Genomic DNA, 26,480 nt, shown 5'->3' with positions numbered 1-26,480 from the left:
TGCAAGTGCGCCCACAGGGACTCGAACCCCGGACCCAGTGATTAAGAGTCACTTGCTCTACCAACTGAGCTATAGGCGCTCGCTCTTGCGAGACAGAACATTAGCCGAATCGCCGGTTCGGGAGCAAATCGCCAGGTGGAGGCGTCACCGCTGTAGTCCGATCGGAGGAAATCCGCTGAAAGCGGTAACAAAACGGACGGTTCGGAGCGATTGATACTTGAACGTTACTGACGGCGTGGCCTTTCATGACCGTTGGTAACGAGCGCGCCTGGCATCATTGGTGCAGCGCAGTCATACCGCAAGTCCCACTTGCCTTCCGGTAAGTGGGATTCGCATGTGACGCGGAAGTTAGTCGGAGAAATTGTGAAGCGGAGTCGAACGATGAGTCGTCAAAGGTGGGGTCTGTCCGTGCGCGGGGGGAACGGTCGAGCGTCGAAGGGCGCGGCGATGATCGCGGCGTCTCTCGGTGCTCTCGTTCTGATGACCGCGTGCACGTCGGGCGGCAAGGACGTCAGTACCGAAGGGTCGGCGCCGATCGATTCCAATCCGCTCACCGAACTCATCAAGCCGAAACTCACCTCGACCGCTGCCGACGGCGCTGTCGGCTTCTCGCCGGGCGACCCGGTCAAGATCAACGTCGCTGACGGCGCTCTGTCCGACGTGACGATGGTCAATCAGGACGGCAAGGCAGTTGCCGGCGCGATTGCTGCCGACGGTGCGTCGTGGACCACCACCGAGCCACTCGGCTACAACCGCAAGTACAAAATCGAGGCCCGCGCATTCGGATTGGGTGGCGCCAGTACGACGGTCACGTCCTTCACCACCAGCGCACCCGGCAACGTCACCAAGCCGTACGTCTTGCCCAACGAGGGTGACGTGGTCGGCATCGGTCAGCCCATCGCGGTGCAGTTCGACGAGAACATCCCCGATCGCAAGGCTGCCGAAGCCGCGATCACCGTCACCACGACTCCGGCCGTCGAAGGTGCGTTCTACTGGGTCAACAATCGTGAGGTCCGTTGGCGTCCGGAGAACTACTGGGCACCGGGCACCAAGGTCGACGTGAGCGTCAACGTGTACGGGCGCAATCTCGGCAAGGGAGTCTTCGGGCAGGAAGACGCGAAGAGTTCCTTCACCATCGGTGATGCCGTCATCGCCACGGCGGACGACAACACCAAGCAGGTCACTTTCCAGGTCAACGGTGAGACCGTCATGACCATGCCCACCTCCATGGGCAAGGACAGCACTCCTACCGACAACGGCGTCTACATCATCGGTGACCGCTTCGCGAACATGATCATGGACTCGTCCACGTACGGCGTCCCGGTCACCTCGGCGCAGGGTTACAAGACCCCCGTCGACTGGGCGACCCGAATGTCCTACAGCGGTATCTTCTTCCACTCGGCGCCGTGGTCGGTCGGGCAGCAGGGCTACTCCAACACCAGTCACGGCTGCCTCAACCTGAGCCCGTCCAACGCCAAGTGGGTCTACGACAACACCAAGCGTGGGGACATCGTCGTCGTCAAGAACACCGTCGGCGGCACTCTCTCCGGCACCGACGGCCTCGGTGACTGGAACATCCCCTGGAGCGTCTGGAAGACCGGCAACGCGGACGTCTGAGTGCGTCCCTGAAGCCTTGAACGGCAGAATGCCCCCGACCGTCCGGTTGGGGGCATTCTGCATCTGCACACCTTTTGTGGGCGAAAGTGCCTCTCGGTCTATCTGAGGCGACGGGAGGTACGTTCGCTCGGTGTCAGCGTCGACCGAACGCGTCCACTCCGGTCATCTCAGCGGACAGTGTCCACAATCTGCGTGCGTCGGCGGGATCGGTAGCCCAAGGTTTCACTCCGCCGACGCTCATGTCATCAGTCTGCGCGACGTCCGCGATGTTGCAGTCCTGGAGGTACGCGCCGGAGTGATCGGCGAGTATCGGTGCCGTCGCTGCCCACACCGTTGTAGCGGCGCCCTGGGAGGGAGTCTTGAACCCCGGCACGGCGTCGCCATTCGACGTCGTCCATCCGAGATCGTGTTTCTCCGATGCCGAGAAGTGACGTTGAAGGGGAGTGAGGATGCTCCCGGGATGGACGGAGAACGCACTGATACCGCGTGAAGCACCGGAGCTCGCCAGCTGTACAGCGAATAGAGCATTTGCAGTCTTGGCTTGACCGTACGCAAGCCAGCGGTCGTAACCGTTGCGGAAATGTATGTCATCCCAACGCACTCCCGACAGAAAATGTCCCGCCGACGAGACAGCGACTACGCGAGAACCGTTTGCGGGCATGGCTGGCACAAGCAGGTTCACCACTACAAAGTGCCCGAGGTGATTGATCGCGAATTGTGATTCCCATCCGGAGCCGACACGGAGTTCCGGGCAGGCCATGACCCCCGCATTGCAGATGATGATGTCCGGAGTGATCCGGGATTCGAGAATTTCTCGCGCACACGATCTGACACTGCTCGGGTCCGACAGGTCGCACGCTCGCACTTCGATACCCGGAAGGTCGGCCACCGCCCTCCGTGCCTGTTCTGGTCGGCGGGCAAGAACTACAACTCGCGCGCCGACCGAAGAAAGTGACTGCGAAATCTCATATCCGAGTCCGGAGTACCCGCCAGTGACCAAAACCGTAGTGCCCGTTAAATCTTGTCCGGCAAGTACGTCGTCGGCAGTGGAGACTCGGGAGAATCCGGTGTTGATTTTGCGCTGGATGGAATTCATGACTGCGACCGTAAAATCTGGAGTGCACTCCAGGTCAAGGAAAGGTCGCCAGGCAATGCGCGAACTGTCAATCGGTGACGTCGCTGTCCGGACCGGAATCAGTATCGATTCCCTTCGATACTTCGAACGTGAGGAATTGCTCGTTCACGAGGTGGCGCGCTCGGCAGGTGGGCGTCGGGTGTACTCCGAAAGCGATGTCGCTTGGTTGAAGCTGTGCAATCGCTTCCGAGACTCGGGTATGCCGATCGCCACGATCCGCGAATTCGCCGCTCTCGTCAGGTCAGGTCCAGGACACGAGAAGGAGCGGCTTTCACTTTTGCAGTCGCATGAGGAGTTGATTCGATCCAGGATCTCTGCGCTGCAGGACAACCTGACCGTCATCCACGACAAGGTCTCGGCATACGAGCGACACGTTCGCGAGGGGACCGTCGCAGGTGTCTGGGAGCCGCAACCGTCGCCCGAGTGATCGACGGCTGGGGCTATTTGCGGCGAATTCCAGCTACCCCGACGTGAGCGAAAGTGGCTTTCGGTCTGTCTGAGGCGACGAGAGGTACGTTCGCTCGGCCCGGGCACGGGTTGCTCGGGAGCGCGCGATTTGTCGCGGTCGCCACCCCACCCGGCTGTGGAAGGGGAGATTGGGGCTGGCGCACAAACCAAAAGAACCCCCGAAAATGTCTTCCGACATTCTCGGGGGTTCCGCTTGGGTGAGCGACGGGACTCGAACCCGCGACAGCCAGGATCACAACCTGGTGCTCTACCAACTGAACTACGCCCACCATTGCCTCGGCCACCGGTTCGACCCGGCTGCTTTGACGAAAGAGATACTAGCGCGAAAGTCGGTCAGGAAGCCAATCGGCAGGTCAGGCGGGACCCAAGCCCTCTACGACGGCTGCAATCTCCGCGCTCGACGGTCCGGGCGCCGCGACGAATGCAGTGCCGCGGTAGTACTTGAGTTCGCGGATGGATTCCTTGATGTCGGCGAGTGCCCGGTGGGCGAGACCTTTTTCGGGCTGGCCGAAGTAGATTCGCGGGTACCAGCGGCGGGAGAGTTCTTTGATGGAGCTGACGTCGATCATCCGGTAGTGCAGGTATGTGTCCAGTGCCGTCATGTCCCGTGAGATGAATCCGCGGTCGGTGGCGATTGAATTGCCTGCCAAGGGAGCCGTACCGGCGACGGGAACGTGCTTGCGGATGTACGCGAGCACCTCTTTCTCCGCCTCGGCGAGGGTGACCGTCGACTTACGAACCTCTTCGGTCAGTCCCGACTTTGCGTGCATCTTCTTCACGACGTCGGGCATTGCAGCCAACGCGTCGTCGTCGGCGTGGATGACGATGTCCACACCTTCGCCCAAGATGTTCAAGTCGCTGTCGGTCACCAGAGCCGCAATCTCGATGAGTTTGTCCGACTCAAGTCGCAGCCCGGTCATTTCACAATCGATCCATACCAATTTGTCCTGCACCAGGAACACAGTAGTGCGCGCGGGAGCGGGATAAGGTCTGCGGTGGAAACTCGACGTGTGTAAGACGGCGTTCGGGTGATGACAAGAACTTCGCCGCATTGCAACGAGGAGGGCTTTTCGATGACCGTGGATCCGAAGGACGGAGCCGCGCCGCCGACGCCGGCGGAGAAGGCGAAAGCTGCCAAGGCTGCCGCTGCCGAAGCCGCTCGGATTGCAGCTGAAGCCGCTGCAGCAGCTGAGGAAGCAGAGAAGGAAGCGGCTGCCGCCGAGGCCGAAGCATCGGCCGGAGCCACCCCCGCTGCTCAGGTGCCCTCGGGTGCTGCCGCTGAAATCGCGGCGGGCTATTCATCCGAGGGGCGGGCACTCGAGCTCGGCTCGGTGGTGATCGACGGTGTGGCAGATCCCACCGCACGGGTGCGGATTCCGTTGGCGACGATCAACCGTCACGGTCTGATCGCCGGTGCGACGGGTACCGGCAAGACCAAGACGTTGCAGGGCATCGCCGAGCAGCTGTCCGCCGCGGGTGTGCCGGTTGTGATGGCCGACGTCAAGGGCGATCTCTCGGGTCTGTCGAAGGCGGGGGATCCGAGCGAGAAGATGAAGGCTCGCGCAGTCGAGACGGGCGACGATTCGTGGACTCCCGCTGGGATGCCAGTCGAGTTCTTGTCGTTGGGAACGGACGGAACCGGTATCCCGGTGCGCGCGACCATCACCAGTTTCGGGCCGATCCTGCTCAGTAAAGTGTTGGGCCTCAACGAGACCCAGGAGTCGACTCTAGGGCTGATCTTCCACTGGGCCGACACTCAGGGCCTGGCCCTGCTGGACCTCAAGGATCTGCGTTCGGTCATCGCGCACCTGACGAGCGCTGAGGGCAAGGCCGATCTGAAGGGTATCGGCGGAGTTTCCTCGGCGACGGCGGGAGTGATTCTGCGCGCGTTGGTCAACCTCGAAGCAGATGGTGGTGACACCTTCTTCGGTGAACCGGAACTCGAAACCGAGGATCTGCTGCGTGTCGTCGGCGGTGCCGGTGTGATCACGCTGTTCGAACTCGGTGCCCAGGCGGCGCGCCCGGCAATGTTCTCCACCTTCCTGATGTGGGTGCTCGCGGACCTGTTCCAGACGCTGCCCGAAGAGGGAGATCTGGACAAGCCGAAGCTCGTGTTCATCTTCGACGAGGCGCACCTTCTGTTCGCGGACGCGTCGAAGGCCTTCCTTCAGCAGGTGGAACAGACGGTCAAGCTCATTCGTTCCAAGGGCGTCGGTGTGTTCTTCTGCACGCAACTTCCGACCGACATTCCGAATTCGGTGCTGTCACAGTTGGGTGCGCGGGTTCAGCACGCCCTGCGTGCCTTCACGCCCGACGATCAGAAAGCCCTCAACAAGACCGTCCGCACGTACCCGAAAACCGAGCACTACGACCTGGAAAAGGCACTGACTTCACTCGGCATCGGTGAAGCCATCGTGACCGTACTCTCGGAAAAGGGTGCGCCGACGCCGGTGGCCTGGACCAAGATTCGTCCTCCGAGGTCGCTGATGGACACCATCGGCAACGACGCGATCAAGGCGGCCGCGTCGTCGAGTCCGCTGAATCAGAAGTACGGCCAGACCATCGACCGCGAGTCGGCGTACGAGAAGCTGACGGCCAAGGTGGCCGGTGCTCCGACGGCGGATCAGTCTCTGGATCTTCCGTCGCTGCCCGATCTGCCGCCACCGCCGCCGGCCGAGCCGGAGGGCCCCAACATCGCCGAGCAGATCTTGGGCAACTCGGCTGTCAAGAGTTTCCTGCGCTCGGCGGCTTCGGCTGCGGGACGCGAGATTTCGCGAAACATCTTCGGCACCGGTAGTCGCCGCAGGCGCTGAGGCTCAGGCGCCCGCGAGGTCAGATGCCGACCTCGCGGGCCAGCAGGTCGTTGATCGATTCGCGCCTGATCAACGGCCGCGCAATCCCGCCCAGCACGGCGACGACCGGCGGCCGGCCGTCGCTGTTGTAGGTGGAGGCCATGCTGTGGTGGTATGCGCCCGTACACGGCACTGCCAACAGGTCACCTTCATGTAGGTCGGCGGGAAGCCTTGCTCCGACGGCAATTTCGTCGCCCGATTCGCAGTGGCGCCCGGCGACGGTGACTTCCTGGAGCGGTGCGCGCGAATGTCGGTTCACCAGTTCGACGTCGTAGTGGCTGTCGTACAACGACACCCGAGGGTTATCGCTCATCCCGCCGTCGACGGAGACGAAGGTTCGTCCCCCGCTGATCGACTTGATGTTCTGTACGCGATAGAGCGTGACTCCGGCCCGCGCAGCGATCGCTCGGCCAGGCTCGAGCACGATTTCGGGGCGAGGGAAGCGGTTTCGGGTGCACGCGTCGTCGAGAGTTTCGTCGATGACGTGAGCGAGGCGGGTCAGATCCAATTGGGCATCTCCCGGCACGTAGGCGATCCCATGGCCACCGCCGAGATCGAGTTCGGTGAGGATGATTCGATGCGTGCGTCGTATGTCGTCCATCTGTGCGATCATCGTCTCGATCGCGGGGCGGAAGAGTTCGGGATCGGTGATCTGGGAGCCGAGATGGCAATGCAGGCCGATGAGCTGCAGGTGCGTCGCGTTGGCGACGACGGATACCGTATGTTCCAGTTCTTCGGAAAACGCTGGTAGGCCAAACTTTTGGTCCACGATGCCCGTGGACACTGCCCTGTGTCCGTGTATGTCGATGCCGGGTGTGACTCTGACCAACACCTTCTGTCGGTGGGTGCACACCGACGCGAGCCGTACCGCTTCGCTGGGGGAGTCGAGGACGATCCGGCCGACACCCGCGTTGACCGCCGCCCTCAGTTCGGAAACCGATTTGGCATTGCCGTGCAGGATGATTCGGTGGGGGTCCACGCCCGCGGCAAGCGCGACGGCGAGTTCACCGGCGGAACAGACATCCACCCCGAGTCCCTCGTCGGAGACCCAGGTAGCCATCGCTCGAATCATCAGTGCCTTGCCGGCGTACACGATCTCCGAGTCGGGGAAGATCTCTCGATACGTGCGGCAGCGGTGCCGCACGTCCGCCTCGTCGACGACGTACGTCGGTGTGCCGTACTGGTCCGCGATCTCTTCGAGGGAGACGTCGCCGATGCAGACACGCCCGCTGTGGTCGTGGCGAGTACTGATGGGCCACAACGCAGGATCCATACGCGGTGTCATTGCGCCGCGTAGGGAGGGGAAGATTTCGAGTAGCGTCACGTCGATCTCCTGAAGGTGACCCGCCGTGTTGCGGGCTACCTTCAGATCTACTCCCGAAGATCACCGGTGGGGTGGTTCTTGACGCTTACTTGACGCGCCGCCGAACGAGGTTGACGCGGCCCTGACGGGCTCGACTCACTGTGCCTGTCGACTCACTGTGCTCGCCGCCGCTTCCATCCGAACCAACCGAGCACCGCGAGCAATGCCACCGCGGCGCCTCCGCCGATGACCGTCGATCGGTCGGCGGACACACCAACGGACGGAGTTCCGCCGGGGCTCGGGGCGTAACCGGCGCCGTACACGGACTCGACCGCCGCTTGGATGTCGAACCCGGTTTCGGTAGCCGGCCCGCAGCTGTGCCCCTCGTGCTCGGCGTCGACGTCGTACGGCGCAGAAACGAACATCAGCTGCTCGGTGCCGAGCACGTAGCTTGTGCCACAACCGTTCCCGTTCGCGAGTGTCCCCACCGACGTCACCGATGCCAGATCGCCTTTGTAGACCCGGCTGACGTCGAACAGGTAGGTGTCCTCGAATCCGTCCGAAGTTTTCTCCGTCGGAGTCCCGAGGAAAACGGTGCTGGAGACGCTCACGGCTTCTTCCGGGGTAGCCGATGATGCGCACGAACATGCCTTCGCTGCCGTGGGCAGCAGTAAGGGCAACCCTCCGGTCAAAAGAAGGATTGCCCCGACTGCCAGTGTTCTTCGCATCGCCATTAACCGACTATACGGTCTGCTATGGCCTGCTCTGAGAAGTTTGCGTGAATCAGCCGCCGAGCTTCTTGTAGAACGTGCCCACGATCGGCGCAACGACCGCACGCGGGCTGTAACCGCCCGCGACGGACATCGCCTTGCTCAAGATGCCCGGTACGACGCGCATTTTGTTCTCGGCCAGGCCGTCGAGCGAGACCTTGGCGGTGTACTCGCTCGAGATCCAGAAGAAGTCCGGGACGAGCTTGTCGACGATCGACGCTTCGGCCGGGTCCGGGGTTTCGGTGCGTACGGGGCCTGGGGCGAGCAGGGTGACGTTCACTCCGGTGCCCTTGAGTTCACCTCGCAACGATTCCGCAAAGGTGTTCACGAACGCCTTGGTGGCTGCGTACGTCGCGTTGTTGGGGATCGGCATGTTGCCGGCCGCGGACCCGACCATCAGGATGGCTCCGGACTTGCGCGCGAGCATGCCGGGCAGCACGGCCAGCGTGAGATCGTGCACTGCAACGGCGTTGAGCTCGACCTGGTCGCGCTCGTAGGCCGGGTCCAGCTCGGCGATCGGCCCGAAGGTGGCGATACCGGCGTTGTTGCACAGGATGCTGATGTCGCGGCCACCGAGTTCCTCGACCAGAACGGCACGCGCCGCGCTGTCGGAGAGGTCCGATGCACGGACCTCCACCTCGACGCCGTGCGCGGCGCGAAGCTTCTCGGCGAGGGCCTCCATGACCTCGCCACGACGGGCAACGAGGATCAGGGAGTGTCCGCGTGATGCCAGATCAGCGGCCAGTGCCTCTCCGATGCCGGAGGAGGCGCCGGTCACTACGGCGCGGGCTGTGGTTGTGGGTGTCGGCAGGCTCACGATCAGTCAGCGTAGCCGGTCAGATCTTCGCGGCCAGTCGTGTGCCCTGTTCGATGGCACGCTTGGCGTCGAGTTCGCCAGCGACATCCGCGCCGCCGATGATGTGGGTCACCACACCCGCGACGGTCAGTTCGTCCACCAGATCGCGAACCGACTCCTGCCCGGCGCAGATGACGATGGTGTCGACCTCGAGAAGTCGGGGCTTCTCGTGCTTCTCACCGAAGGTGATATGCAGGCCGGCGTCGTCGATGCGCTCGTAGTTGACGCCCGAGAGCTCGTGGACGCCCTTGTTCTTGAGGGCCGCCCGGTGGACCCAGCCGGTGGTCTTCGCGAGGCCGGCGCCGATGCGTCCTGGCTTGCGTTGGAGGAGATAGACCTCCCGCTCGGAGAGCTCTGGTACCGGAGTGGTGAGAGCGCCCGGGGCCATTTCGGGTTCGGTGACGCCCCATTCCTGCTTCCACTCCTTGAGATGAAGAGTGGGGGAAGTGGGGTGCGTGAGGAATTCGCTCACGTCGACGCCGATGCCGCCGGCACCGATGACGGCGACGGACTTGCCGACGGGCTTGCCCTCTCGGACGACCTCGGCGTAGGTCAGCACCTTCGGGTTCTCGATGCCGGGGATCTTGGGAACGCGCGGCGTCACGCCGGTGGCAACCACGACTTCGTCGAAGGATCCGATGAGATCTGCTGGTGCGACGCGGGTTTCGAGCTTGACTGTCACTCCGGCCACGTCCAGCATGCGGGTGTAGTAGCGAATGGTTTCGGCGAACTCTTCCTTACCCGGAATGAGCTGTGCGATCCCGAACTGTCCGCCGATCTTGTCCGAGGCCTCGAACAACGTGACCGAATGACCACGCTGAGCAAGATTGAGTGCTGCGGAAAGTCCGGCAGGACCGGCGCCGACGACGGCGAGATTCTTGGTCCGCCGAGTGGGGGAGAGGATCAGCGTGGTCTCACGGCCCGCGCGCGGATTGAGCAGGCAGGAGACCTGCTTGTGAACGAAGGCGTGGTCGAGGCAGGCTTGGTTGCAGGCGATGCACGTGTTGATCTCGTCGGACGCTCCGCGCTCGGCCTTGTTCACCCAGTCGGGATCGGCGAGCATCGGCCTGGCCATCGAAATCAACTGCGCGTCACCGCGGTTGAGGATCTCTTCGGCAGTCTCGGGCATGTTGATCCGATTCGAGGCGGCTACCGGAATGTCGACGTGCTTCTCGAGTTTGCCGGTGATGTCGACGAAGGCTGCTCGGGGAACCGAGGTGACGATGGTGGGCACCCGTGACTCGTGCCATCCGATGTCGGTGTTGATGATCGTGGCGCCGGCAGCTTCGACTTCCTTTGCCAATGAGACGATTTCATCCCAGGTCTGACCGCCCTCGACCAGGTCTGCCATCGACAACCGGAACACGATGATGAAGTTCGGGCCGACGGTCTTGCGTGTGCGTCGCACGATTTCGACTGCCATGCGTCGACGGTTCTCGGAACTGCCGCCCCACTGGTCGGTGCGCTTGTTCGTGCGCTCGCAGAGGAACTGGTTGATGAAGTAGCCCTCACCGCCCATGATTTCGACGCCGTCGTAACCCGCGGACTTGGCCAGACGCGCGCAGCGAACGTAGTTGCGGATCTGCCAACGCACCCCACGGCCGGTCAGCTTGCGCGGACGGAACGGATTGATGGGGGCCTTGATCGACGACGCGGAGACACTGAACGGCTGGTAGCTGTAGCGGCCGGCGTGCAGGATCTGCATGGCGATCTTTCCACCCGCGTCGTGAACCGCCTTGGTGATCCGGCGGTGACGGCGCGCTTCGATGCGGTTGGTCAGCTTGGCGCCGAAGGGTAAGAGCCAACCGGTGCGGTTGGGCGCGTAGCCGCCGGTGATGATCAAGCCGACTCCGCCACGGGCACGTTCGGCGAAGTACTCGGCCAAGCGGTCGGTGTCCTTCGCGCGATCTTCGAGGCCGGTGTGGATCGATCCCATGACGACGCGGTTCTTCAGCGTCGTGAATCCGAGGTCGAGCGGTTCGAGCAGGCGGGGAAACTGTGTATCCGTCATGACTGAAGATGTCCTTCCGTGGCGTACTCGCCAGTGTCTTCGGTGGCGTACTCGCCAGTGGGCAGTGCGTCCAGAACTTCCTGGCACCAGTCGGTGAATCCTTCCTCGACGCGGATGCCGCCGCGAAGTACGAGGTACTGGTGCAGTGAAGAGCCGGAAAGCGCTGCTGGATTGGGGAAGTCACGCTTTTCGATGAGTCGGTAGACGTCGAGGCGGGCGGCGTGGCCGTCGCGGTGGCGAGCGACTTCGCGTCGTAGAGCGGGGAGATCGGCGTGCGCAGCGGCCCTGATCTTGATGGCCAACTCGTTGCGCAGGTGGTTCGGTTCGGACGGCTCTGCGATCCATCGGGTCAGTTCGGCGCGGCCGGAATCGCTGACGCGGTACATCTTCTTGTCCGGTCGGCCGTCCTGCGCGATGGCCTCCACCTCCACCCAGCCTGCCTCGTCCATTCGCTTGAGGACTCGGTAGATCTGCTGGTGCGTCGCGCTGTGGAAGAAGCCGATCGACTTGTCGAACCGGCGTGTGAGGTCGTATCCCGACGCATCCTGTTCGGAAAGGGAGACGAGCAACGCATGTTCGAGTGCCATGGAAAAAGTATCTATGCACTCAGGTGCGTATGCAACTAAGTGCGTACTAACTCGGGTGCATAGAGCGTCTTGTATGTCGACTTCGGAGAGAGGCGCCGAGTCGCCCGCGCGCAGTTAGGCTTCGCCGTATGAGCGCCGAGTCCACGAGCACGCAGGCAGAGCCACCCGCAGGCATCGGCGGTGCGGCCACGAAGAGTCAAGTGTTCGCATGGGGGCTGTGGGATTGGGGATCGGCCGCATTCAACGCAGTGATCCTCACGTTCGTCTTCTCGGTTTATCTCACCGACGCGGTCGGTGACGACCTTCCCGGCACGATTTCGGCAACTACGTGGCTCAGCTGGGCACTCGGAATCGCCGGCTTCTTCATCGCGATTCTCGCTCCGATCACCGGACAACGTTTCGATGCGTCGGGTAAACGTAAACTCTCGCTCGCGATACTGACCGGCATCACCGTGCTCTCGATGGCGGGCCTTTACTTCGTCGAAGACAACTACCGCTATCTGTGGCTCGGATTGGTTCTGCTCGCAATCGGTTCGGTGATCTTCGAACTGGCCGGCGTTCCCTACAACGCCATGATGCGGCAGGTGTCGACACCGGAGAATCTGGGTAGAGTCTCCGGCTTCGGCTGGGCCATGGGATATTTCGGCGGAATCGTGCTGCTGTTGCTGTGCTACTTCGGGTTCATCGTCGGCGACGGCGACACTCGGGGATTCCTCGGATTGACCACCGACGGCGGCATGAACATCCGGATGGTGGCACTGCTGGCTGCAGTGTGGTTCGCGGTCTTCGCGATTCCGGTGTTCTTCAAGGTTCCCGAGTTGCCCAGCCCCGCGGTCGATCCGGGAGCGTCCAAGGCCGGGTTCCTCGACTCCTATCGGGTGTTGTGGCGCGATCTGCGCGAACTCTGGAACGTCGACAGGCGCACGATCTGGTACCTGATCGCGAGCGCGCTCTTTCGTGACGGTCTCGCGGGCGTGTTCACCTTCGGAGCCGTGCTGGCTGTCAACGTCTACGGAATCAGTGCGGCCGACGTGCTGTTGTTCGGTGTTGCGGCCAACGTGATTTCCGCAATCGGTGCATTGGTGGCCGGACGTTTCGACGATCGGATCGGACCGAAACAGGTCATCACCGTCTCGCTGGCGTCGATGATCGTGGTCGGCGCGATCCTGATCGCGGTGTCAGGGTCGGTGATGTTCTGGATCTTCGGTCTCGCGCTCTGCCTCTTCGTCGGGCCCGCTCAGTCTTCGGCACGAACCTTCCTGGCGCGCATCACCCCGCCTGGTCGTGAAGGTCAGATGTTCGGCCTGTATGCGACCACAGGCCGAGCAGTGTCGTTTTTGGCACCGACACTGTTCGGCCTGTTCGCATGGCTCTTCGGTGCAGACCGTGCCGGCATCATCGGACTGCTGGTGGTTCTCGGCGTCGGTCTTGCCGCATTGTCGATGGTGAAGGCGCCGGAAGGGGACAGTGCGCTTCCCGTCAATCCTTGAAGTAGACCAACTGGTGTGTCGTAGCGAGCAATGCGCCGTCACTGCCCCAAATTTCGGCCGACTGATCGAAGTACCCGTTGCCGAACCGTTGGGTCCGCGCGGTTCCCAGCACGGAATTGTCTGCCTGTTCGGTCAGCGTCTGAGCGTCGGCGTGGAAGTAGATGGTCATCGAGACCGTCCCAGCCGGTGCCATCTTGCCTCGGCGCAAGAAAACTCGTGGGAAGAAGACATCGCACAGTGCAGTCAGCGACGTGAAGTCGAGAGCGCGAGCCGGCCGATCGCGCACCCAGAGCGTCGTGGTCGAGTCGGGATGCTCGCCCGACTCCAGGTCGGGGATTGCACCTTCGACAAAGCGCATCTCGTAGTTCTGTGCCCAGGCGATGAACTCGGGGAACGGCAGCAGCGCAACGTCTTCGGCCGACGAAACCTCCGGCATCGTGATTTCGGTCGACGACCAGGTTTCACGCCTGGTACCGAACACTGCCGTCGCGGTAGTGGCGACGGTTCCGTCCTGAGAAAGTTCGATGGACCAGTGTTGCGTCGAGCGGTTGGTGCGCACCGGCCGGGCGGAGATCTCGAAGGCGCCCTCGGTGATCGGACCGGCAAAGTTGACGGTCAACGACAGCGGATCGCCGAGGCGTTCGGGGTGCTTCAGTACAGATTCGAGCAACGTGGCAGCGGTGACGCCGCCGAACGGCCCGACCATGTTGTTGTACGCCGGATTGGTCTCGCCGGTCGACAGGCCGGCGGTGAGTGGCGTCAATCCGACAGCAGCGTCGAAAGGATGGGGTGGTGCAACGGTCTCGGTCATCGCAGAACTCCTGGTGATGGAATCAATTCGGCTCTATGTATGACAACATACATAGAGCCGAATTCGTCGCGGCGATCAGGATCCTGCACGTGCGAGGATCGTCTCGGCCAACTCTTCGGCTCGCTCTTCCGGAATCCAGTGACTTCCGCCGTCGAGCACGACGAACTCGTAGGGGGCGTCCACGAATTCGCCACAGCGTTCTGCGCCTGCGCGGCCGAGCGCTGTGTCGCCGGTGCTCCAGACGTACGTAGTCGGCACAGTGGTGCGATCGATGTCGCCGAAGTCGCGGGTCATCGCGCGGTACCAGTTCAAGGCGCCGGTCAGCGCGCCCTCCCCGCTCAGGACACGAATGTGCTCGTCGGCGAATTCAGGATCGATCTGGCCGTCGAACATGGCACGCAGCCGGCGAAAGTTGTCCTCCGACAACACTTCCTCGGCTTTTCCCTCCTGTCGGAGAAGTCCGATGTAGGACGAGCGTTGCTTCTGGTCCTCGTCCTCGCGGAGTGCCCAACCGAAGGCGGTGGGGTGGGGGACCGAGATCGCCGTCAGGCTGCGGATCCGGTTCGGATGGCGACCGGCGACCTGCCAGGCGACCGCCGAACCCCAGTCGTGACCGACAAGATGCGCGTCGGACAGGCCGAGCGCGTCGAGCAATCCGACGACGTCGGCTACCAGGTGCTCGATCTTGTAGGCATCCACCCCTTCGGGGCGTGCGCCGGCGGAGTAACCGCGCTGATTCGGTGCGATTACGCGGTAGCCCGCTGCGGTGAGCAGTGGTGTGACCTTGCCCCAGGATGCGGCGCTCTCCGGGAAGCCATGCAGCGCTACCAGCGGAATGCCGTCGTCCGGGCCCGAGATCAGTACGTCGAAGGTGAGGTCGCCAACGGGGATTTCGTATGTACTCGTGGAAGACATGACTCTCACCGTACGTCGAAAAGGTGAACCCGAGGTCAGTTTCGAGGTGGATTCCAGGTGGCCATTCCGAGCATGATGACTCGCAGTTGCTTCTCGGCTCGTGTGATGACGGCGGCTTCGTCGCGATACCCGGCGGTCCCGGCGTCCAGCAGTTCGACGACAGCACTGAACATCGTCGAGACGATCAGGTCGGCAGCCATTTCCAGATCGTCCGACGACCAGCTTTCCAGTCCGGCAATTCTGGAGAGGTCGATGGTCAGTTCGCTGACGAACAACCGCATTTCAGTGGCTATCGCACGTCGTACCTCACTGACGCCGCTGTAGCGTTCGCGGCAGAGGAAGCGAAACTGTCGCTCGTGTGTATGCACTTGTCGCACAAGGATGCCCAGTGACGTAGCGGCGTCCTTGGTGCTGGGATTACGCCTTGCGTCGCGCAGCATCTGGCGCAACATGCGCATGCTCTCTTCGACGAGGACGACACCGACGTCCTCCAGTGAAGCGAAGTGGCGGTAGAACGCCGTCGGAACGATCCCGGCTTCCCTGGCTACCTCTCGCAAGCTGATTCCGGCGAAGCCGCGATCGGCCGAGAGGTCCATGGCAGTGTCCAGGAGTGCTTGGCGTGTGCGTTCCTTCTTGGCGGCACGACTTTCCGGCTCCCTGTTGTCGGGTTCCCTGCGCTCTGGGTTCACCGGTCCGGCCTTCGTCACGACGTCGAGTGTAGGTACAGGCATTCCGGCTCCTTTCGGCAACTCGTGTAACTCGGATCACATTCTTGTTGACATGTACTTGTGTGCACCTGTCACACTATCTTCGGTGAACATTTGTACACTGAATTCACGCAGTCGGGGGAAGCTAGCCCAGCAATCGATACACCCGGCAATCGAAGTACGAGGAGGGTCATGACAATCGCATCTGCTCCTGAGAACACGACACCGAAGTCCGCACCTCGGCGCGGACTGTCCTTGGTGGGACTGATCGAAGCCATGGCTGCTCCACATCAGATCGATCGGTACCTCGAGTTGGTCAACCCGATGGCGACCGTTCGTGACATCCGCGCGCAGGTTGTCGCCGTCGACCATCCGACGGCTGACTCAGTCACTCTCACGCTGCGCCCGACTCGCCAGTGGCGCGGTTTTCAGGCGGGCCAGTTCGTGCAGTTGGGCGTGGTGATCGACGGTGTTCGTCACACTCGCTGCTACTCGCCGGCCGGGGGTGCGTCTACGCGCAGCGGGCTGATCGAGCTCACCGTGAAAGCGCATCCGGGTGGCCTGGTGTCGCAGTATCTGTACGCCAACGCGGCACCCGGACTCGTTGTCAGCCTCTCGCAGGCAGACGGTGTGTTCTCCCTTCCCGTCGACCGCCCGCGTCGGGTGTTGTTGATCAGTGGCGGCAGTGGAATCACCCCGGTCATGTCGATGCTTCGGACGCTGGTGGAGGAGGATCACTCGGGCGAGATCGTGTTCGTGCATTACGCGAACACCGATGCCGACGTGGCATACACGCGCGCGCTGAAGACCATCGCCGAGCAGAACCCGAACGTGAAACTGGTACTCGTGTACACCGAAAGCGGTGGAGGTGACCTCGAAGGTTTCTTCGATCGCGGGCACCTCGACGCCGTGGCTCCGTGGATCGCCGATCCGGACACGATCGACGCCCAGGCTTATCTCTGCGGACCTCCCGGTCTGATGCGGGGAGTGCGTGAGGTGTTCCGTGAGGTCGACGTCGAGCACTTGCTCAACACCGAGGAGTTCGCGCCGGCGGTGGCCGAGCCGGGGGAGGCCGGCGGCGAGGTGTCATTCACCAAAAGTGGGGTGGCGGCCGAGAACTCCGGCGAAACACTTCTCGAACAAGCAGAAGCTGCGGGCCTCAATCCCGAGTACGGATGCCGGATGGGAATCTGCTTCTCCTGCACCTCCGTCAAGAAGGCGGGCCGTACCCGAAACGTGCGCACCGGTGAGACAGACGACGAGCCGGACAAGAAGATCCAGCTGTGCGTCAGTGCTCCCGTCGGCGACGTCACCGTCGACATCTGAAGTCCCATTTTCCACACGACTGTCTGGAGACCGACATGTTTGGACTTTCACTTCCCACCCTCCCGTTCCTCGGCAACGGTTCCGATGCGAAGGACGACGCTCCCGTCGTCCTGACGTACGAGCAGGTCGAGGAGATCGGCCGCGAGTTGGACGCATTGCGCGATCGCACCGTCGCCTCGCTCGGGGCGGAGGATCGGGAGTACATCTACAAGATCATCAAGGCGCAGCGCGGGTTCGAGGTCGCAGGTCGCGGCTTGATGTATCTCGGCTTCCTGCCTCCGGTGTGGCTCGCGGCAGTCGGTGCATTGAGCGTGTCCAAGATCCTCGACAACATGGAGATCGGCCACAACGTCATGCACGGTCAGTACGACTGGATGCGTGAACCAGGGCTCAATTCCGAAGTCTTCGAATGGGATACGGTGTGCCCGGCCGACCAGTGGCGTCACTCGCACAACTACATGCATCACACGTACACCAATATTCTCGGCAAAGACCGTGACATCGGATACGGCATCCTGCGTATCGACGACGCGCAGAAGTGGAACCCCTATTACCTCGGTAATCCGGTCTGGGCCTTTGCCTTGATGATGCTCTTCGAGTGGGGCGTGATGATGCACGACCTCGAGATCGAGAACGTCATCCAGGGCAAACGCAAGTGGCACGACGTCAAGCCGCTTCTGAAGGGCTGGTGGAACAAGGCGGGCAAGCAGGTCCTCAAGGACTACGTCATCTTCCCGGTTCTCACGGGGCCGCTGTTCGTGACCACTCTCGCGGGGAATGTCACCGCCAACCTGGTCCGGAACGTGTGGACGTACTCGATCATCTTCTGTGGCCATTTCCCCACCGGTGTCCAGAGTTTCACCGAGGACGAGACGGCCGACGAGACTCGCGGGCAGTGGTACGTGCGTCAGATGCTCGGCAGCGCCAACATCGAGGGAAGCCCGCTCTTCCACATCATGTCCGGCAACCTCTCGCACCAGATCGAGCACCACCTGTTCCCGGACCTGCCTGCGCATCGTTATCCGGAACTCGCTCCCCAGGTGAAAGAATTGTGTGGGAAGTACGGTTTGCCGTACAACACCGGTGGGTTCTTCAAGCAGATCGGTTCGGTATGGGGCAAGATCTTCAAGCTCGCTCTTCCGCCCGGTTTGGTCAAGTCGACGACCCCTCCCGGTGTTATCGTCGAGCGCCAGCGAACTGCAGCCTGAGAGGCACACACTGATGGTCGGGAAATTCGAACGCCGCAAGGACACGGTCCAGGAACTGACCGAAAGTGCAGCCAACCACGTGGGCTCGATCGCGATGATCATCGCCGGGGCCGTTCGAGACGTGACGCGCGAGATCGGCGACTGGGTGTCCGACGGAATCGAGATGCGTGAAGCAGCGAAAAAGGCTGCAGCTGACGATCGTTCGGAGTCCGTGACCATCGAGCACGACGACAGCGATCCACCTGAAGACTGGCGTTGATTCATCGCGGCGGACGGCCTGATCGCGCAACCGCGAGCCGTCTCGCCTGAACGACCACGTTGCCCTCCGTCACAGATGACGGAGGGCAACGTGGGTTTCGTGGACTGTTTCGGCGGCCGAAGACGCGGATCGAACACCGATCACAAGTGAGGTCCTAAGCAGCGCTGCCGAGGCTCGCCGAGTCGAAGCTGCCGAGCCCGGTGCTACCGAGACCGCTGCTCCCGACTCCGCCCAGTGCGAGTGCATTGCTGCTGCCCGCGCTCAGTAGCTGGACGATGATGTTGATGACGATGGGGTCGCCGGTGAGCGGAATTGTAGGCACAGGGGGACCTGCTTTCTGTTTCGAGATGTGGTGAGAAGGTGAGCGGCGACGGGATCGTCGACGTGGTCAGGCGGGCTGTTTCAGCCACTTCCGGTGCTGCCGAGCGACACGATGGAACCGTTGCCGAAGCCGAGTGCTCGGGAGAGTGAGCCGAAGTCGATGACCAGGCTGCCCAGGGTGTGCTGGTTTATCACGGTGGTTCCTGTCTGTGCCGCGACTGTGTGATGCGAGCGGGTAAGTCGATCAGGGAGCAGGCGTCGTGGGAGTTCCGCCGCCGCCGCCAATCGGAGAGTTGTCGGTGTAGAGGAAACTGCTGCCGGCGTTGAACATCTGTAGGACGGTGTTCAAGACGACGGCCAAAGCGCCTGTGGTTGGTGCGGCGATCATGTGCTTGCTCCTGGTTTCAGCGGTGGCGACGTGGTGGTCACCGTGGTCACCGCCATCACAGTGTCAGGCGGCTTGGAGCGGGCCCTGCGCGAGAAATTCTCTCGCACAGGGCCCGAGATTCGTCCTAGGAGACGCCGCCGCCATCCGTCGAGCCCGTGCCGGTGCTGCCCGCGTTGAAGAGCTGCAGGATGGTGTCGAAGAAGGCACCGAGGAGAGCGTTATCCTGGCCGTTGATCATGTGTTTCCCCTTAATTGTTACTGGTTTGCGCGGTGATTCGCACCACACTTTTATAGCCCGGTTCGGAGCGGAAAAGTGGGGTCCAGGCGCCACACGTGGACAGCTAATAGCGAGGATGTGAGTGTTCACATTTTCGCTGGACGATTGTCCACATCAGTGCTTGCGAAGGTCAGCGAGATCATGGCAGCGCGCAGTTTGAGCAGTTCAGAGGGCAGGGCCGGATCCAATCCGGTCAGGGTTGCGATGCGCTTGATTCGATTGTCGACGGTGTTGGTGTGCAGGCCGAGCGCCGACGCGGTGCGCTGACGATGCTGGCCGTTGGCGAGATGTATGGACAATGTCTGCAGCAGTTCCGGATTGCCGTCGAGTGGCTTGAGAAGATTGATCAAGCTGTCGCGGCCTGCGCCACCCCGAGTGAGTTGATACTCGAGCGCGAGGTCTTCCATTCGGTAGGACCGCGCCGGCAGTCTCAGGCGCCGCACGAGTTGCGCCAATTCGTGAGTGGTTGCTTGGGCGGCGGCGATATCTCGTACCGCGGCGTTCTCGGCGATTGCTGTGATCTCCACCCCGACCGTTGCGCGTGCGCGTTGGATGACCTCGCACACTGTTCCCCAGTCGGGTGTGCCCTCGATCAGCACCAGACCACGTTGCGGTGCAGGAGCTTCGAGCAGTGCCGACCCGAAGTGGGCCGCGATTTTCGATTGAGCGACGGAGAGGTCACGGTAGGCCTGTATGCGCTGGTGGTTGCCGTTGCGTGCTCCCGGGCGGATGGGCGGCAGGTTCACCAGGAGCCGCAGGACGAGATAGCGGGGTGCGAGTTCAACGCCCATCTGCAACGCAAGCTGGGTGGGATCGTCGCCGTCCAGCATGGCTTTCACGAGAGCGCCGGCGGAGTATTCCCCGAGTTGGGAACCGGCAGGAAGAGCCGAAAGATAGCTGATCGAGATGAACGAGTGAAGCCGCTGCGCAAGTGCGAACAAGAACTCGTTGAGATCCCCGAGATTGGCGGAGTCCTCGGCGTCGGCCCGGCTGAGGATGAGGGTGCGAAAAGTGCTGATGCCCTCGTTGGTCAAGTTGAGGATCGCGCTGAGTGGCACGCCTTTCAATGCTTGTTGGACGGTCATCGTGTGAATGCCGTCCAACTCTTGGTCGGTGGGAAGTTTGCGGTGATCCAATAGCTGGATCCCCACTTGGAGCCCCTGCACGATCACCGCAATCAGTTCCCGACGTACTGCCTCCGTTTGGAGGGAAGTCAACGTCGGGTTGGCACGGGACAGGTGATCTACGAGATCGCTTGCCAGTGGGATGACGTCGTTGACCGCTGTGGAGGCGGGCTTGCCTCCCAACATGAGCGGTCCCGGGTTGTTCAGCAGCGCTGGGGACATGGGTGGCCTCCTCTAGACAGGTGCGTCGCCTGGCACAGGCACCCGGAGGCTCGGCGCGTTACGAAGCGGGGTACACGCTGAGGCCTTGTTCGGGGGCATACTCGCCGCTGAAATTTGCGGATCGAATTGCGCCAGGCGTTGTGATTTCTACCACATGAACGATCGTCCAACTGTGAAATGGACAAATGTGAAGATAAGTCCATATGCCCCACGCGCTGCGGACCTAAACAATCGTCCACTTACGGTGTTTTTCGACGTCAGAGCGGAAAACGGTTTCGGAGGACACCACGAGTTCGGTCTGGGATCATTGCCGCGCCTACGGTGCTCGTCGCGGGCGATTTGCTCGGAGCAAGCTCGAGGGCCCTGGGTCCTCGCGGACCCAGGGCCCTCGAGGCCTAGGTATTGATTCGACCAGTCCGATGTACGGGAACCGGTTCAGGATGAAATCACCCTTTTTGTACTGCTGTCTGTGGTGCGGAAATCTCTAGATGACGCCCAGTGAAATCATGGCGTCGGCCACCTTCACGAAGCCGGCAATGTTCGCGCCGTGCACGTAGTCGCCGGGCTTTCCGTACTCGGCAGCGGTGTTGATGGTGCGCTTGTGGATGCCGCGCATGATTCCGGCGAGACGCTCGTCGGTGTACTCGAAGCTCCAGGAATCACGCGAAGCATTCTGCTGCATTTCGAGAGCGGAGGTTGCAACGCCACCGGCGTTGGCCGCCTTGCCGGGTGCGAAGGCTACGTTCGCGTCACGGAAGAGCTGGATGCCACCGGGGGTGGTGGGCATGTTCGCGCCTTCGGCAACGGCCTGAACGCCGTTGGCGATCAAGGTCTTTGCGGCATCTTCGTCGAGCTCGTTCTGAGTCGCGCAGGGGAGTGCGACGTCGCACGGCACGTCCCAGATGGAACCGTCGGCGATGAACTCGGCATGCGGAACTGCGTCGGCGTACTCGCTGATGCGGCCGCGGCGAACTTCCTTGATCTCCTTGAGGAGGTCGAGATCGATGCCCTTCTTGTCCACGATGTATCCCGAGGAATCCGAGCAGGCGATCGCGACGCCGCCGAGCTGGTGGATCTTCTGGATTGCGTAGATGGCGACATTGCCGGATCCGGAGATCACGACGTTCTTGCCTTCGAGGCCTTCACCCTTCGCCTTGAGCATTTCGGCGACGAAGTACGCGACGCCGTATCCGGTGGCCTCGGTGCGAACCTGCGATCCGCCCCAGGTGATGCCCTTGCCGGTGAGGACGCCCGACTCGTACGTGTTGGTCAGCCGCTTGTACTGACCGAACAGGTAGCCGATCTCGCGACCGCCGACGCCGATGTCGCCGGCCGGAACGTCGGTGTATTCACCGATGTGACGCTGCAGTTCGGTCATGAAGGACTGACAGAAGCGCATGACCTCTGCGTCGGAGCGGCCCTTGGGATCGAAGTCCGAGCCACCCTTGCCGCCGCCGATGGGCAGGCCGGTCAGTGAGTTCTTGAAGATCTGCTCGAAGCCGAGGAACTTCACGATGCCCAGGTTGACGCTGGGGTGGAAGCGCAGGCCGCCCTTGTAGGGGCCGAGTGCACTGTTGTACTGAACGCGGAAGCCACGGTTGACGTGAACGTTGCCCTGGTCGTCGGTCCACGGCACGCGGAAGATGATCTGGCGTTCCGGCTCGCAGAGCCGCTCGATGAGTCCGGCGTCGGCGTAGCGGGGGTGGCGTTCGAGCACTACGTGAAGAGACTCGAAGACCTCTGCGGCGGCCTGATGGAACTCGGGCTCTCCTGCATTGCGAACCAAAACCTGATCGTAAATCTGCGCTACGCGGTCACGTACGGACACCGCTCACCTACCTCGTTGTGAGAACTCTTTTACATTTCCGTTACATACTAGGCGCCTTTATTGCTGTATCGGACAACTGTCCTGTGAAGGTGAAATCGGACACAGCTGTCACTTGTGTCAGTTGAACGGGCGATTTATAACAATTTGCTCAGCTTTCACTCTCTTAACACAGTCCAAATGGTTTGCTTCTGCGGTCGGGGATCACTGTGCCTGTGGTCCGAACGAGTCGAAATGATCAGAGGGGCTGCACGTGCGTAATAAACACTCCATGTCGGCGATGTTGTCGATAGGCGTCGTCACGATTGCCGCGACGATTGCCGCAGCACCGTCTGCGTCGGCGATCGGTGGACCGTGCGGTTCGGGAGGAAGTGGTTCCGCCGGATCGATGACGGGTTCGCTCGGCTCGCTGACCGGATCGCTCGGCAGTGGTTCCGCCGGTACCGGCTCCCTCGCCAACGCGCTGCCTTGGATCACCGGCGCCCCCAACGGTGCTCTGCCGGTGCTGACCGGCCGGACCAAGGCGATCGAAATGGTCACTGGCCCAGGCAGTCCCAACAACACCATCGAGCGGTTCAACGTGTCGGGTACCGACCTCGGAATCATGTGGGACAACGGTCTTTCGGGGCCGGATCACGACGTGCTGATGGCATTCGGCGACACGGTGGGCGACTGCGACACCCCGGGTGACGACTGGCGCAGCAACGTATTGTTCCGCAGCAACGACACCGCCATTGCCGACGGGATGAAGATCGACAGTTCTCCTTTGGACGGCCCCAATCATTCCAAGGAGATCATTCCGGGATTCGGCATTCCGGGTGAGTTCACCACCATCCCGACCGCTGGAATCTCTTACGGTGGTGTGCAGTACATCAGATTCATGTCCGTTCGGTCGTGGGACGAACCCGGAGCCTGGACCACCAACTACTCGGCTCTGGCTTTCTCCACGGACAACGGTGAGAACTGGGAACTCGATCCGGCGACAGTTCGCGCCAATACCGAAGGACTTGGCATTCCGGGGATTCCGGCAGTATCGCCGATCAATTCCAACTTCCAGCAGAGCGCCTTCCTCGACGGTCGGGACGGCTACATTTACGAATACGGAACTCCCTCAGGTCGTTTCGGTAAGGCGATCCTGGCGCGAGTGGCCGGCGCCGACATCAGAAACCTCGGCGCCTACGAATACTGGGACGGCTCCGGTTGGAGTCCGCGAGATACCGATGCCGTTCAGGTCATCAAGGCACCGGTCAGTGAACTCGCAGTGCAGTGGAACGACTACCTGAACAAGTACGTTGCCATGTACACCAGTGCCGAGGGCAACCTGGTGATCCGTCAGGCCGACCAACCGCAAGGCCCGTGGAGTGGTACGCAGACCCTGTTGAGTGGAATCACGTTGCCCGCGTTGTACGGCGGATTCATGCACCCGTGGGCGAGCGGACAGTTCCTCGAATTCGTCGCCACCACGTGGGACCGTTACAACGTCATCTACATGCGGACCGATTTGAACGGACTCCAGATGGCGTCGTCGGATTCGCGCGATCGTCCTGACCCCGCGACCACCGGTGAGGCTCGCGTCCTCGAAGTCACGATGCCGGAAGACCGCTAGCCGAGCAAGATTCGACAACTATGGCCTGCAACTCGATCGAGTTGCAGGCCATAGTTCTGTGGGTAGTGATATTCGGGTGATGCTCAGAGAATGAAGAGCATTTCCTGATACGTCGGGAGTGGCCAGTGATCGTCGGCGACGATGGTTTCGAGGAAGTCGGCCGCTGCACGTACCTCTGCCATGGCGGGCAGGAGTGCGTCCTGTGCGTGCTTGGCCTGATCGAATGGCGACTCGCCGGCGTCGGTGTCGATTGCTGCGCGCAGGGCCGCGAGCGCTGTGCGCAGAGCCGCAACGGGCGCCGACACTTCTTCGAGCGGTGCTGAATCCGGTTCGAGGCCGGCGGACTTCAGTGCGACGAAGTTCTGCGCAACTTCCGTCTGGTGGCGCACTGCGGCCGGAAGGATCAGCGTCGTACCGATTTCGGCGGCCAGGCGTGCCTCGACGCCGATGCTCAGTGCGTACTGTTCGAGTCCGACCTCGTAGCGACTGTGCATCTCCCGGTGGTTGAAGACCTTGTACTTCTCGAAGAGTTCCATCGAGGACTCGGTGATCAGTTCAGGAAGGGCGTCCAGCGTCGTGCGAAGGTTCGGCAGGCCGCGAGACTCGGCCTCGATCTGCCAGTTCTCCGAGTACCCGTCGCCGTTGAAGACAACCGCACCGTGGTTGGTGATGATCTCGGTGAGCAGATTCTGGACGGCGGTGTCGAAATCGGCGCCGTCGGCGACCGCGGCCTCCAGTTCGGTGGCCATGTAGTCCAAGGCCTCGGCCATGATCGTGTTGATGGTGACCATCGGGCCGTTGACTGTTTGCAGCGATCCTGGCGCGCGGAACTCGAAACGGTTGCCGGTGAAGGCAAATGGGCTCGTGCGGTTGCGGTCGCCCGGGTCGGTCGGTAGGACGGGAAGGGTGTCGGCTCCGATCATCATGGTGCCCTTGTCCTTCGACGATGTCGCTGCGCCCTTGGCGATCTGCTCGAAGACGTCGGCCAGCTGATCGCCGAGGAAGATCGAGATGATGGCCGGGGGAGCCTCGTTGGCACCGAGACGGTGATCGTTGGTTGCCGATGCGACCGACGCGCGCAGGAGGCCGGCGTATTTGTGGACGGCCCGGATGACTGCGGCGCAGAATACGAGGAACTGGGCGTTGTCATGCGGATTGTCGCCGGGGACAAGCAAACTGCCGAGTTCGGAGTTGCCCAGCGAGAAGTTGACGTGCTTGCCGGAGCCATTGACACCGTCGAACGGCTTCTCGTGGAACAGACATTCCATGCCGTGCTTCTTGGCGATGGTTTTGAAGGTGGTCATCAGCAACTGCTGGTGGTCCGCGGCGATGTTGCCTCGCTCGAACATCGGGGCGATTTCGAACTGGCCGGGCGCAACCTCGTTGTGCCGTGTCTTGGCGGGGATACCGAGTTTGAAAAGTTCCCGCTCGGTGTCCATCATGAATCCGAGCACACGTTCCGGGATCGCCCCGAAGTAGTGGTCGTCGAACTCCTGGCCCTTGGGCGGCTTTGCGCCGAAGAGTGTTCGGCCGGCGTTGAGGAGGTCGGGGCGGGCGAGGAAGAAGTGTCGATCGATCAGGAAGTACTCCTGCTCGGGACCGCAGAACGATACGATGTGCTCGGGGTCGTCGTGGCCGAACAACTTCAGGATTCTTTCGGCGTGGAAACCCATTGCCTGTTGTGAACGCAGCAGGGGAGTCTTGTGGTCGAGCGCTTCGCCGGTCATCGAAACGAACACGGTCGGGATACACAGTGTGTTGCCGTTGGGGTTTTCGAGAACGTAGGCCGGGCTCGTGACATCCCAGCCGGTGTATCCGCGAGCCTCGAATGTGTTGCGCAGCCCGCCGTTCGGGAAACTCGAAGCGTCGGGTTCACCTTGGATCAAGATCTTGCCGGCGAACTCCGCCAGTGCACTGCCGTCGCCGACCGGCTCGAGGAAGCTGTCGTGCTTCTCGGCCGTCAACCCGGTCAGTGGATAGAAGACGTGGGCGTAGTGGGTTGCGCCCTTCTCCAACGCCCAGTCCTTCATCGCCGACGCGACCGCATCGGCGACCATGGGATCAAGCGGTTTGCCTTGCTCGATCGTCGCCATCACCGATTTGTAGACAAGCTTGGGCAGTCGCTTCTGCATGACCACCTTGTTGAAGACGTTGGCTCCGAACACCTCTCCGGGTGTCTCGTCGGTCGTGAAACTGACCACCGGAGGTGTGTAGGCCTCGACGTCCTTGATCGCTTGCAAGCGAACTGCATTTCCACTCATGTGCTTACCCCTCGCCCGGGCCCAGGGCTGCGCTGCTGATTGCGAGCCCGACTTCGGCAAACCCTACGAACCTCCGGTATCGGGGGTGTTTCGTAGGTATTGCGCCTGTCCGCAAACTTCGAGTCACAACGGAAATGTCGA

General features: G+C 62.0%; 23 protein-coding genes and 2 tRNA genes. 8 read left to right on the top strand and 17 right to left on the bottom strand.

The genetic code is table 11. The features are described from left to right. Positions 1-6: 6 nt before the first annotated feature. Positions 7-79: transfer RNA gene (locus tag RHP72_RS18580), tRNA-Lys, on the bottom strand. Between the two features lie 368 nt (positions 80-447). On the opposite strand from RHP72_RS18580, the gene RHP72_RS18575 reads away from it, so the two are divergent. Continuing rightward, entirely contained in the window at positions 448-1,617 is a 1,170-nt protein-coding gene (locus RHP72_RS18575) for an Ig-like domain-containing protein (protein ID WP_125052658.1), read from the top strand. 133 nt (positions 1,618-1,750) lie between these two features. Here RHP72_RS18575 and RHP72_RS18570 read toward each other — a convergent pair whose 3' ends face one another. After that, positions 1,751-2,713 (bottom strand): oxidoreductase, encoded by a 963-nt coding sequence (locus RHP72_RS18570; protein WP_311093674.1) that lies wholly within the window; start codon positions 2,711-2,713, stop codon positions 1,751-1,753. Positions 2,714-2,768: 55 nt separating this feature from the next. Between RHP72_RS18570 and RHP72_RS18565 the strand changes: the two genes are divergently transcribed. Then, positions 2,769-3,179, top strand: coding sequence for a MerR family transcriptional regulator (locus RHP72_RS18565; RefSeq protein WP_311093673.1), 411 nt, complete (start codon positions 2,769-2,771; stop codon positions 3,177-3,179). Positions 3,180-3,416: 237 nt separating this feature from the next. Here RHP72_RS18565 and RHP72_RS18560 read toward each other — a convergent pair. Both RHP72_RS18560 and orn read right to left on the bottom strand, forming a co-directional pair. Next, positions 3,417-3,489: transfer RNA gene (locus RHP72_RS18560), tRNA-His, on the bottom strand. A gap of 84 nt (positions 3,490-3,573) precedes the next feature. After that, positions 3,574-4,173, bottom strand: coding sequence for an oligoribonuclease (orn, locus tag RHP72_RS18555; protein ID WP_024487359.1), 600 nt, complete (start codon positions 4,171-4,173; stop codon positions 3,574-3,576). A 120-nt stretch (positions 4,174-4,293) separates the two neighbouring features. On the opposite strand from orn, the gene RHP72_RS18550 reads away from it, so the two are divergent. Then, the gene (locus RHP72_RS18550) at positions 4,294-6,033 is read left to right on the top strand and encodes a helicase HerA-like domain-containing protein (RefSeq protein ID WP_161120691.1); all 1,740 of its coding nucleotides are present in this window, start codon (positions 4,294-4,296) and stop codon (positions 6,031-6,033) included. A gap of 19 nt (positions 6,034-6,052) precedes the next feature. Here the strand turns inward: RHP72_RS18550 and lysA are convergent, their stop codons facing one another. The 5 genes from lysA to RHP72_RS18525 all read right to left on the bottom strand — a co-directional run bounded on the left by lysA (position 6,053) and on the right by RHP72_RS18525 (position 11,599). Further along, positions 6,053-7,396, bottom strand: coding sequence for a diaminopimelate decarboxylase (gene lysA, locus RHP72_RS18545; RefSeq protein ID WP_311093672.1), 1,344 nt, complete (start codon positions 7,394-7,396; stop codon positions 6,053-6,055). Positions 7,397-7,548: 152 nt separating this feature from the next. Next, positions 7,549-7,986, bottom strand: coding sequence for a hypothetical protein (locus RHP72_RS18540; RefSeq protein ID WP_070160904.1), 438 nt, complete (start codon positions 7,984-7,986; stop codon positions 7,549-7,551). A 172-nt stretch (positions 7,987-8,158) separates the two neighbouring features. Then, positions 8,159-8,962: a mycolate reductase gene (gene cmrA, locus RHP72_RS18535; protein ID WP_007733327.1), complete on the bottom strand. Its 804-nt coding sequence runs from the start codon at positions 8,960-8,962 to the stop codon at positions 8,159-8,161. A gap of 19 nt (positions 8,963-8,981) precedes the next feature. After that, the gene (locus RHP72_RS18530; RefSeq protein ID WP_283377273.1) at positions 8,982-11,012 is read right to left on the bottom strand and encodes an NADPH-dependent 2,4-dienoyl-CoA reductase; all 2,031 of its coding nucleotides are present in this window, start codon (positions 11,010-11,012) and stop codon (positions 8,982-8,984) included. Then, positions 11,009-11,599 carry a PadR family transcriptional regulator gene (locus RHP72_RS18525; RefSeq protein ID WP_161120688.1) on the bottom strand — a complete coding sequence of 197 codons (591 nt, stop codon included), beginning with the start codon at positions 11,597-11,599 and terminating at the stop codon, positions 11,009-11,011. Before RHP72_RS18525 ends, RHP72_RS18530 begins: the two co-directional genes overlap by 4 nt. 128 nt (positions 11,600-11,727) lie before the next feature. Between RHP72_RS18525 and RHP72_RS18520 the strand changes: the two genes are divergently transcribed. After that, positions 11,728-13,089, top strand: coding sequence for an MFS transporter (locus tag RHP72_RS18520; RefSeq protein ID WP_311093671.1), 1,362 nt, complete (start codon positions 11,728-11,730; stop codon positions 13,087-13,089). On the opposite strand, the gene RHP72_RS18515 is transcribed toward RHP72_RS18520, so the two are convergent. The 3 genes from RHP72_RS18515 to RHP72_RS18505 all read right to left on the bottom strand — a co-directional run bounded on the left by RHP72_RS18515 (position 13,079) and on the right by RHP72_RS18505 (position 15,546). Then, positions 13,079-13,900, bottom strand: a complete 822-nt coding sequence (locus RHP72_RS18515) for a thioesterase family protein (protein WP_311093670.1) — start codon at positions 13,898-13,900, stop codon at positions 13,079-13,081. The two genes, RHP72_RS18520 and RHP72_RS18515, sit on opposite strands and share 11 nt — an antisense overlap. 75 nt (positions 13,901-13,975) lie before the next feature. Beyond that, a complete protein-coding gene (locus RHP72_RS18510) occupies positions 13,976-14,815 on the bottom strand; it encodes an alpha/beta fold hydrolase (RefSeq protein WP_161120687.1) in 840 nt (279 codons plus the stop codon). A 35-nt stretch (positions 14,816-14,850) separates the two neighbouring features. Next, the gene (locus tag RHP72_RS18505) at positions 14,851-15,546 is read right to left on the bottom strand and encodes a TetR family transcriptional regulator (protein ID WP_003945327.1); all 696 of its coding nucleotides are present in this window, start codon (positions 15,544-15,546) and stop codon (positions 14,851-14,853) included. A gap of 168 nt (positions 15,547-15,714) precedes the next feature. Here RHP72_RS18505 and RHP72_RS18500 point away from each other — a divergent pair, with 168 nt between their 5' ends. Genes RHP72_RS18500 through RHP72_RS18490 form a run of 3 tightly spaced genes read left to right on the top strand, consistent with a single transcriptional unit; the run spans position 15,715 to position 18,315 of the window. After that, positions 15,715-16,848, top strand: coding sequence for a ferredoxin reductase (locus tag RHP72_RS18500; protein ID WP_042923877.1), 1,134 nt, complete (start codon positions 15,715-15,717; stop codon positions 16,846-16,848). Positions 16,849-16,883: 35 nt separating this feature from the next. Beyond that, entirely contained in the window at positions 16,884-18,056 is a 1,173-nt protein-coding gene (locus RHP72_RS18495; protein WP_064689260.1) for an acyl-CoA desaturase, read from the top strand. A gap of 13 nt (positions 18,057-18,069) precedes the next feature. Beyond that, positions 18,070-18,315 (top strand): hypothetical protein, encoded by a 246-nt coding sequence (locus RHP72_RS18490; protein WP_003945295.1) that lies wholly within the window; start codon positions 18,070-18,072, stop codon positions 18,313-18,315. Between the two features lie 154 nt (positions 18,316-18,469). Here the strand turns inward: RHP72_RS18490 and RHP72_RS18485 are convergent, their stop codons facing one another. From RHP72_RS18485 to gdhA, 4 genes are all read right to left on the bottom strand, one after another. After that, positions 18,470-18,637, bottom strand: coding sequence for a hypothetical protein (locus RHP72_RS18485; protein WP_003945367.1), 168 nt, complete (start codon positions 18,635-18,637; stop codon positions 18,470-18,472). A 243-nt stretch (positions 18,638-18,880) separates the two neighbouring features. Beyond that, entirely contained in the window at positions 18,881-19,024 is a 144-nt protein-coding gene (locus RHP72_RS18480; protein WP_311093669.1) for a hypothetical protein, read from the bottom strand. A 363-nt stretch (positions 19,025-19,387) separates the two neighbouring features. Next, the gene (locus RHP72_RS18475) at positions 19,388-20,647 is read right to left on the bottom strand and encodes a CdaR family transcriptional regulator (protein WP_003945374.1); all 1,260 of its coding nucleotides are present in this window, start codon (positions 20,645-20,647) and stop codon (positions 19,388-19,390) included. Positions 20,648-21,131: 484 nt separating this feature from the next. After that, positions 21,132-22,475 (bottom strand): NADP-specific glutamate dehydrogenase, encoded by a 1,344-nt coding sequence (gene gdhA, locus RHP72_RS18470; protein WP_003945368.1) that lies wholly within the window; start codon positions 22,473-22,475, stop codon positions 21,132-21,134. Between the two features lie 268 nt (positions 22,476-22,743). Between gdhA and RHP72_RS18465 the strand changes: the two genes are divergently transcribed. Continuing rightward, the gene (locus tag RHP72_RS18465) at positions 22,744-24,078 is read left to right on the top strand and encodes a DUF4185 domain-containing protein (RefSeq protein WP_007733338.1); all 1,335 of its coding nucleotides are present in this window, start codon (positions 22,744-22,746) and stop codon (positions 24,076-24,078) included. Between the two features lie 83 nt (positions 24,079-24,161). Here the strand turns inward: RHP72_RS18465 and RHP72_RS18460 are convergent, their stop codons facing one another. Continuing rightward, a complete protein-coding gene (locus tag RHP72_RS18460; protein WP_311093668.1) occupies positions 24,162-26,339 on the bottom strand; it encodes a glutamine synthetase III in 2,178 nt (725 codons plus the stop codon). Positions 26,340-26,480: the final 141 nt, after the last annotated feature.

The sequence above is a fragment of the Rhodococcus sp. SG20037 genome, assembly GCF_031763325.1.
GTDB classification, from domain to species: domain Bacteria; phylum Actinomycetota; class Actinomycetes; order Mycobacteriales; family Mycobacteriaceae; genus Rhodococcus_F; species Rhodococcus_F qingshengii.
The sequence above is the reverse complement of the archived record's forward strand: the minus strand, read 5'-3'. Positions and strand labels throughout refer to the sequence as shown.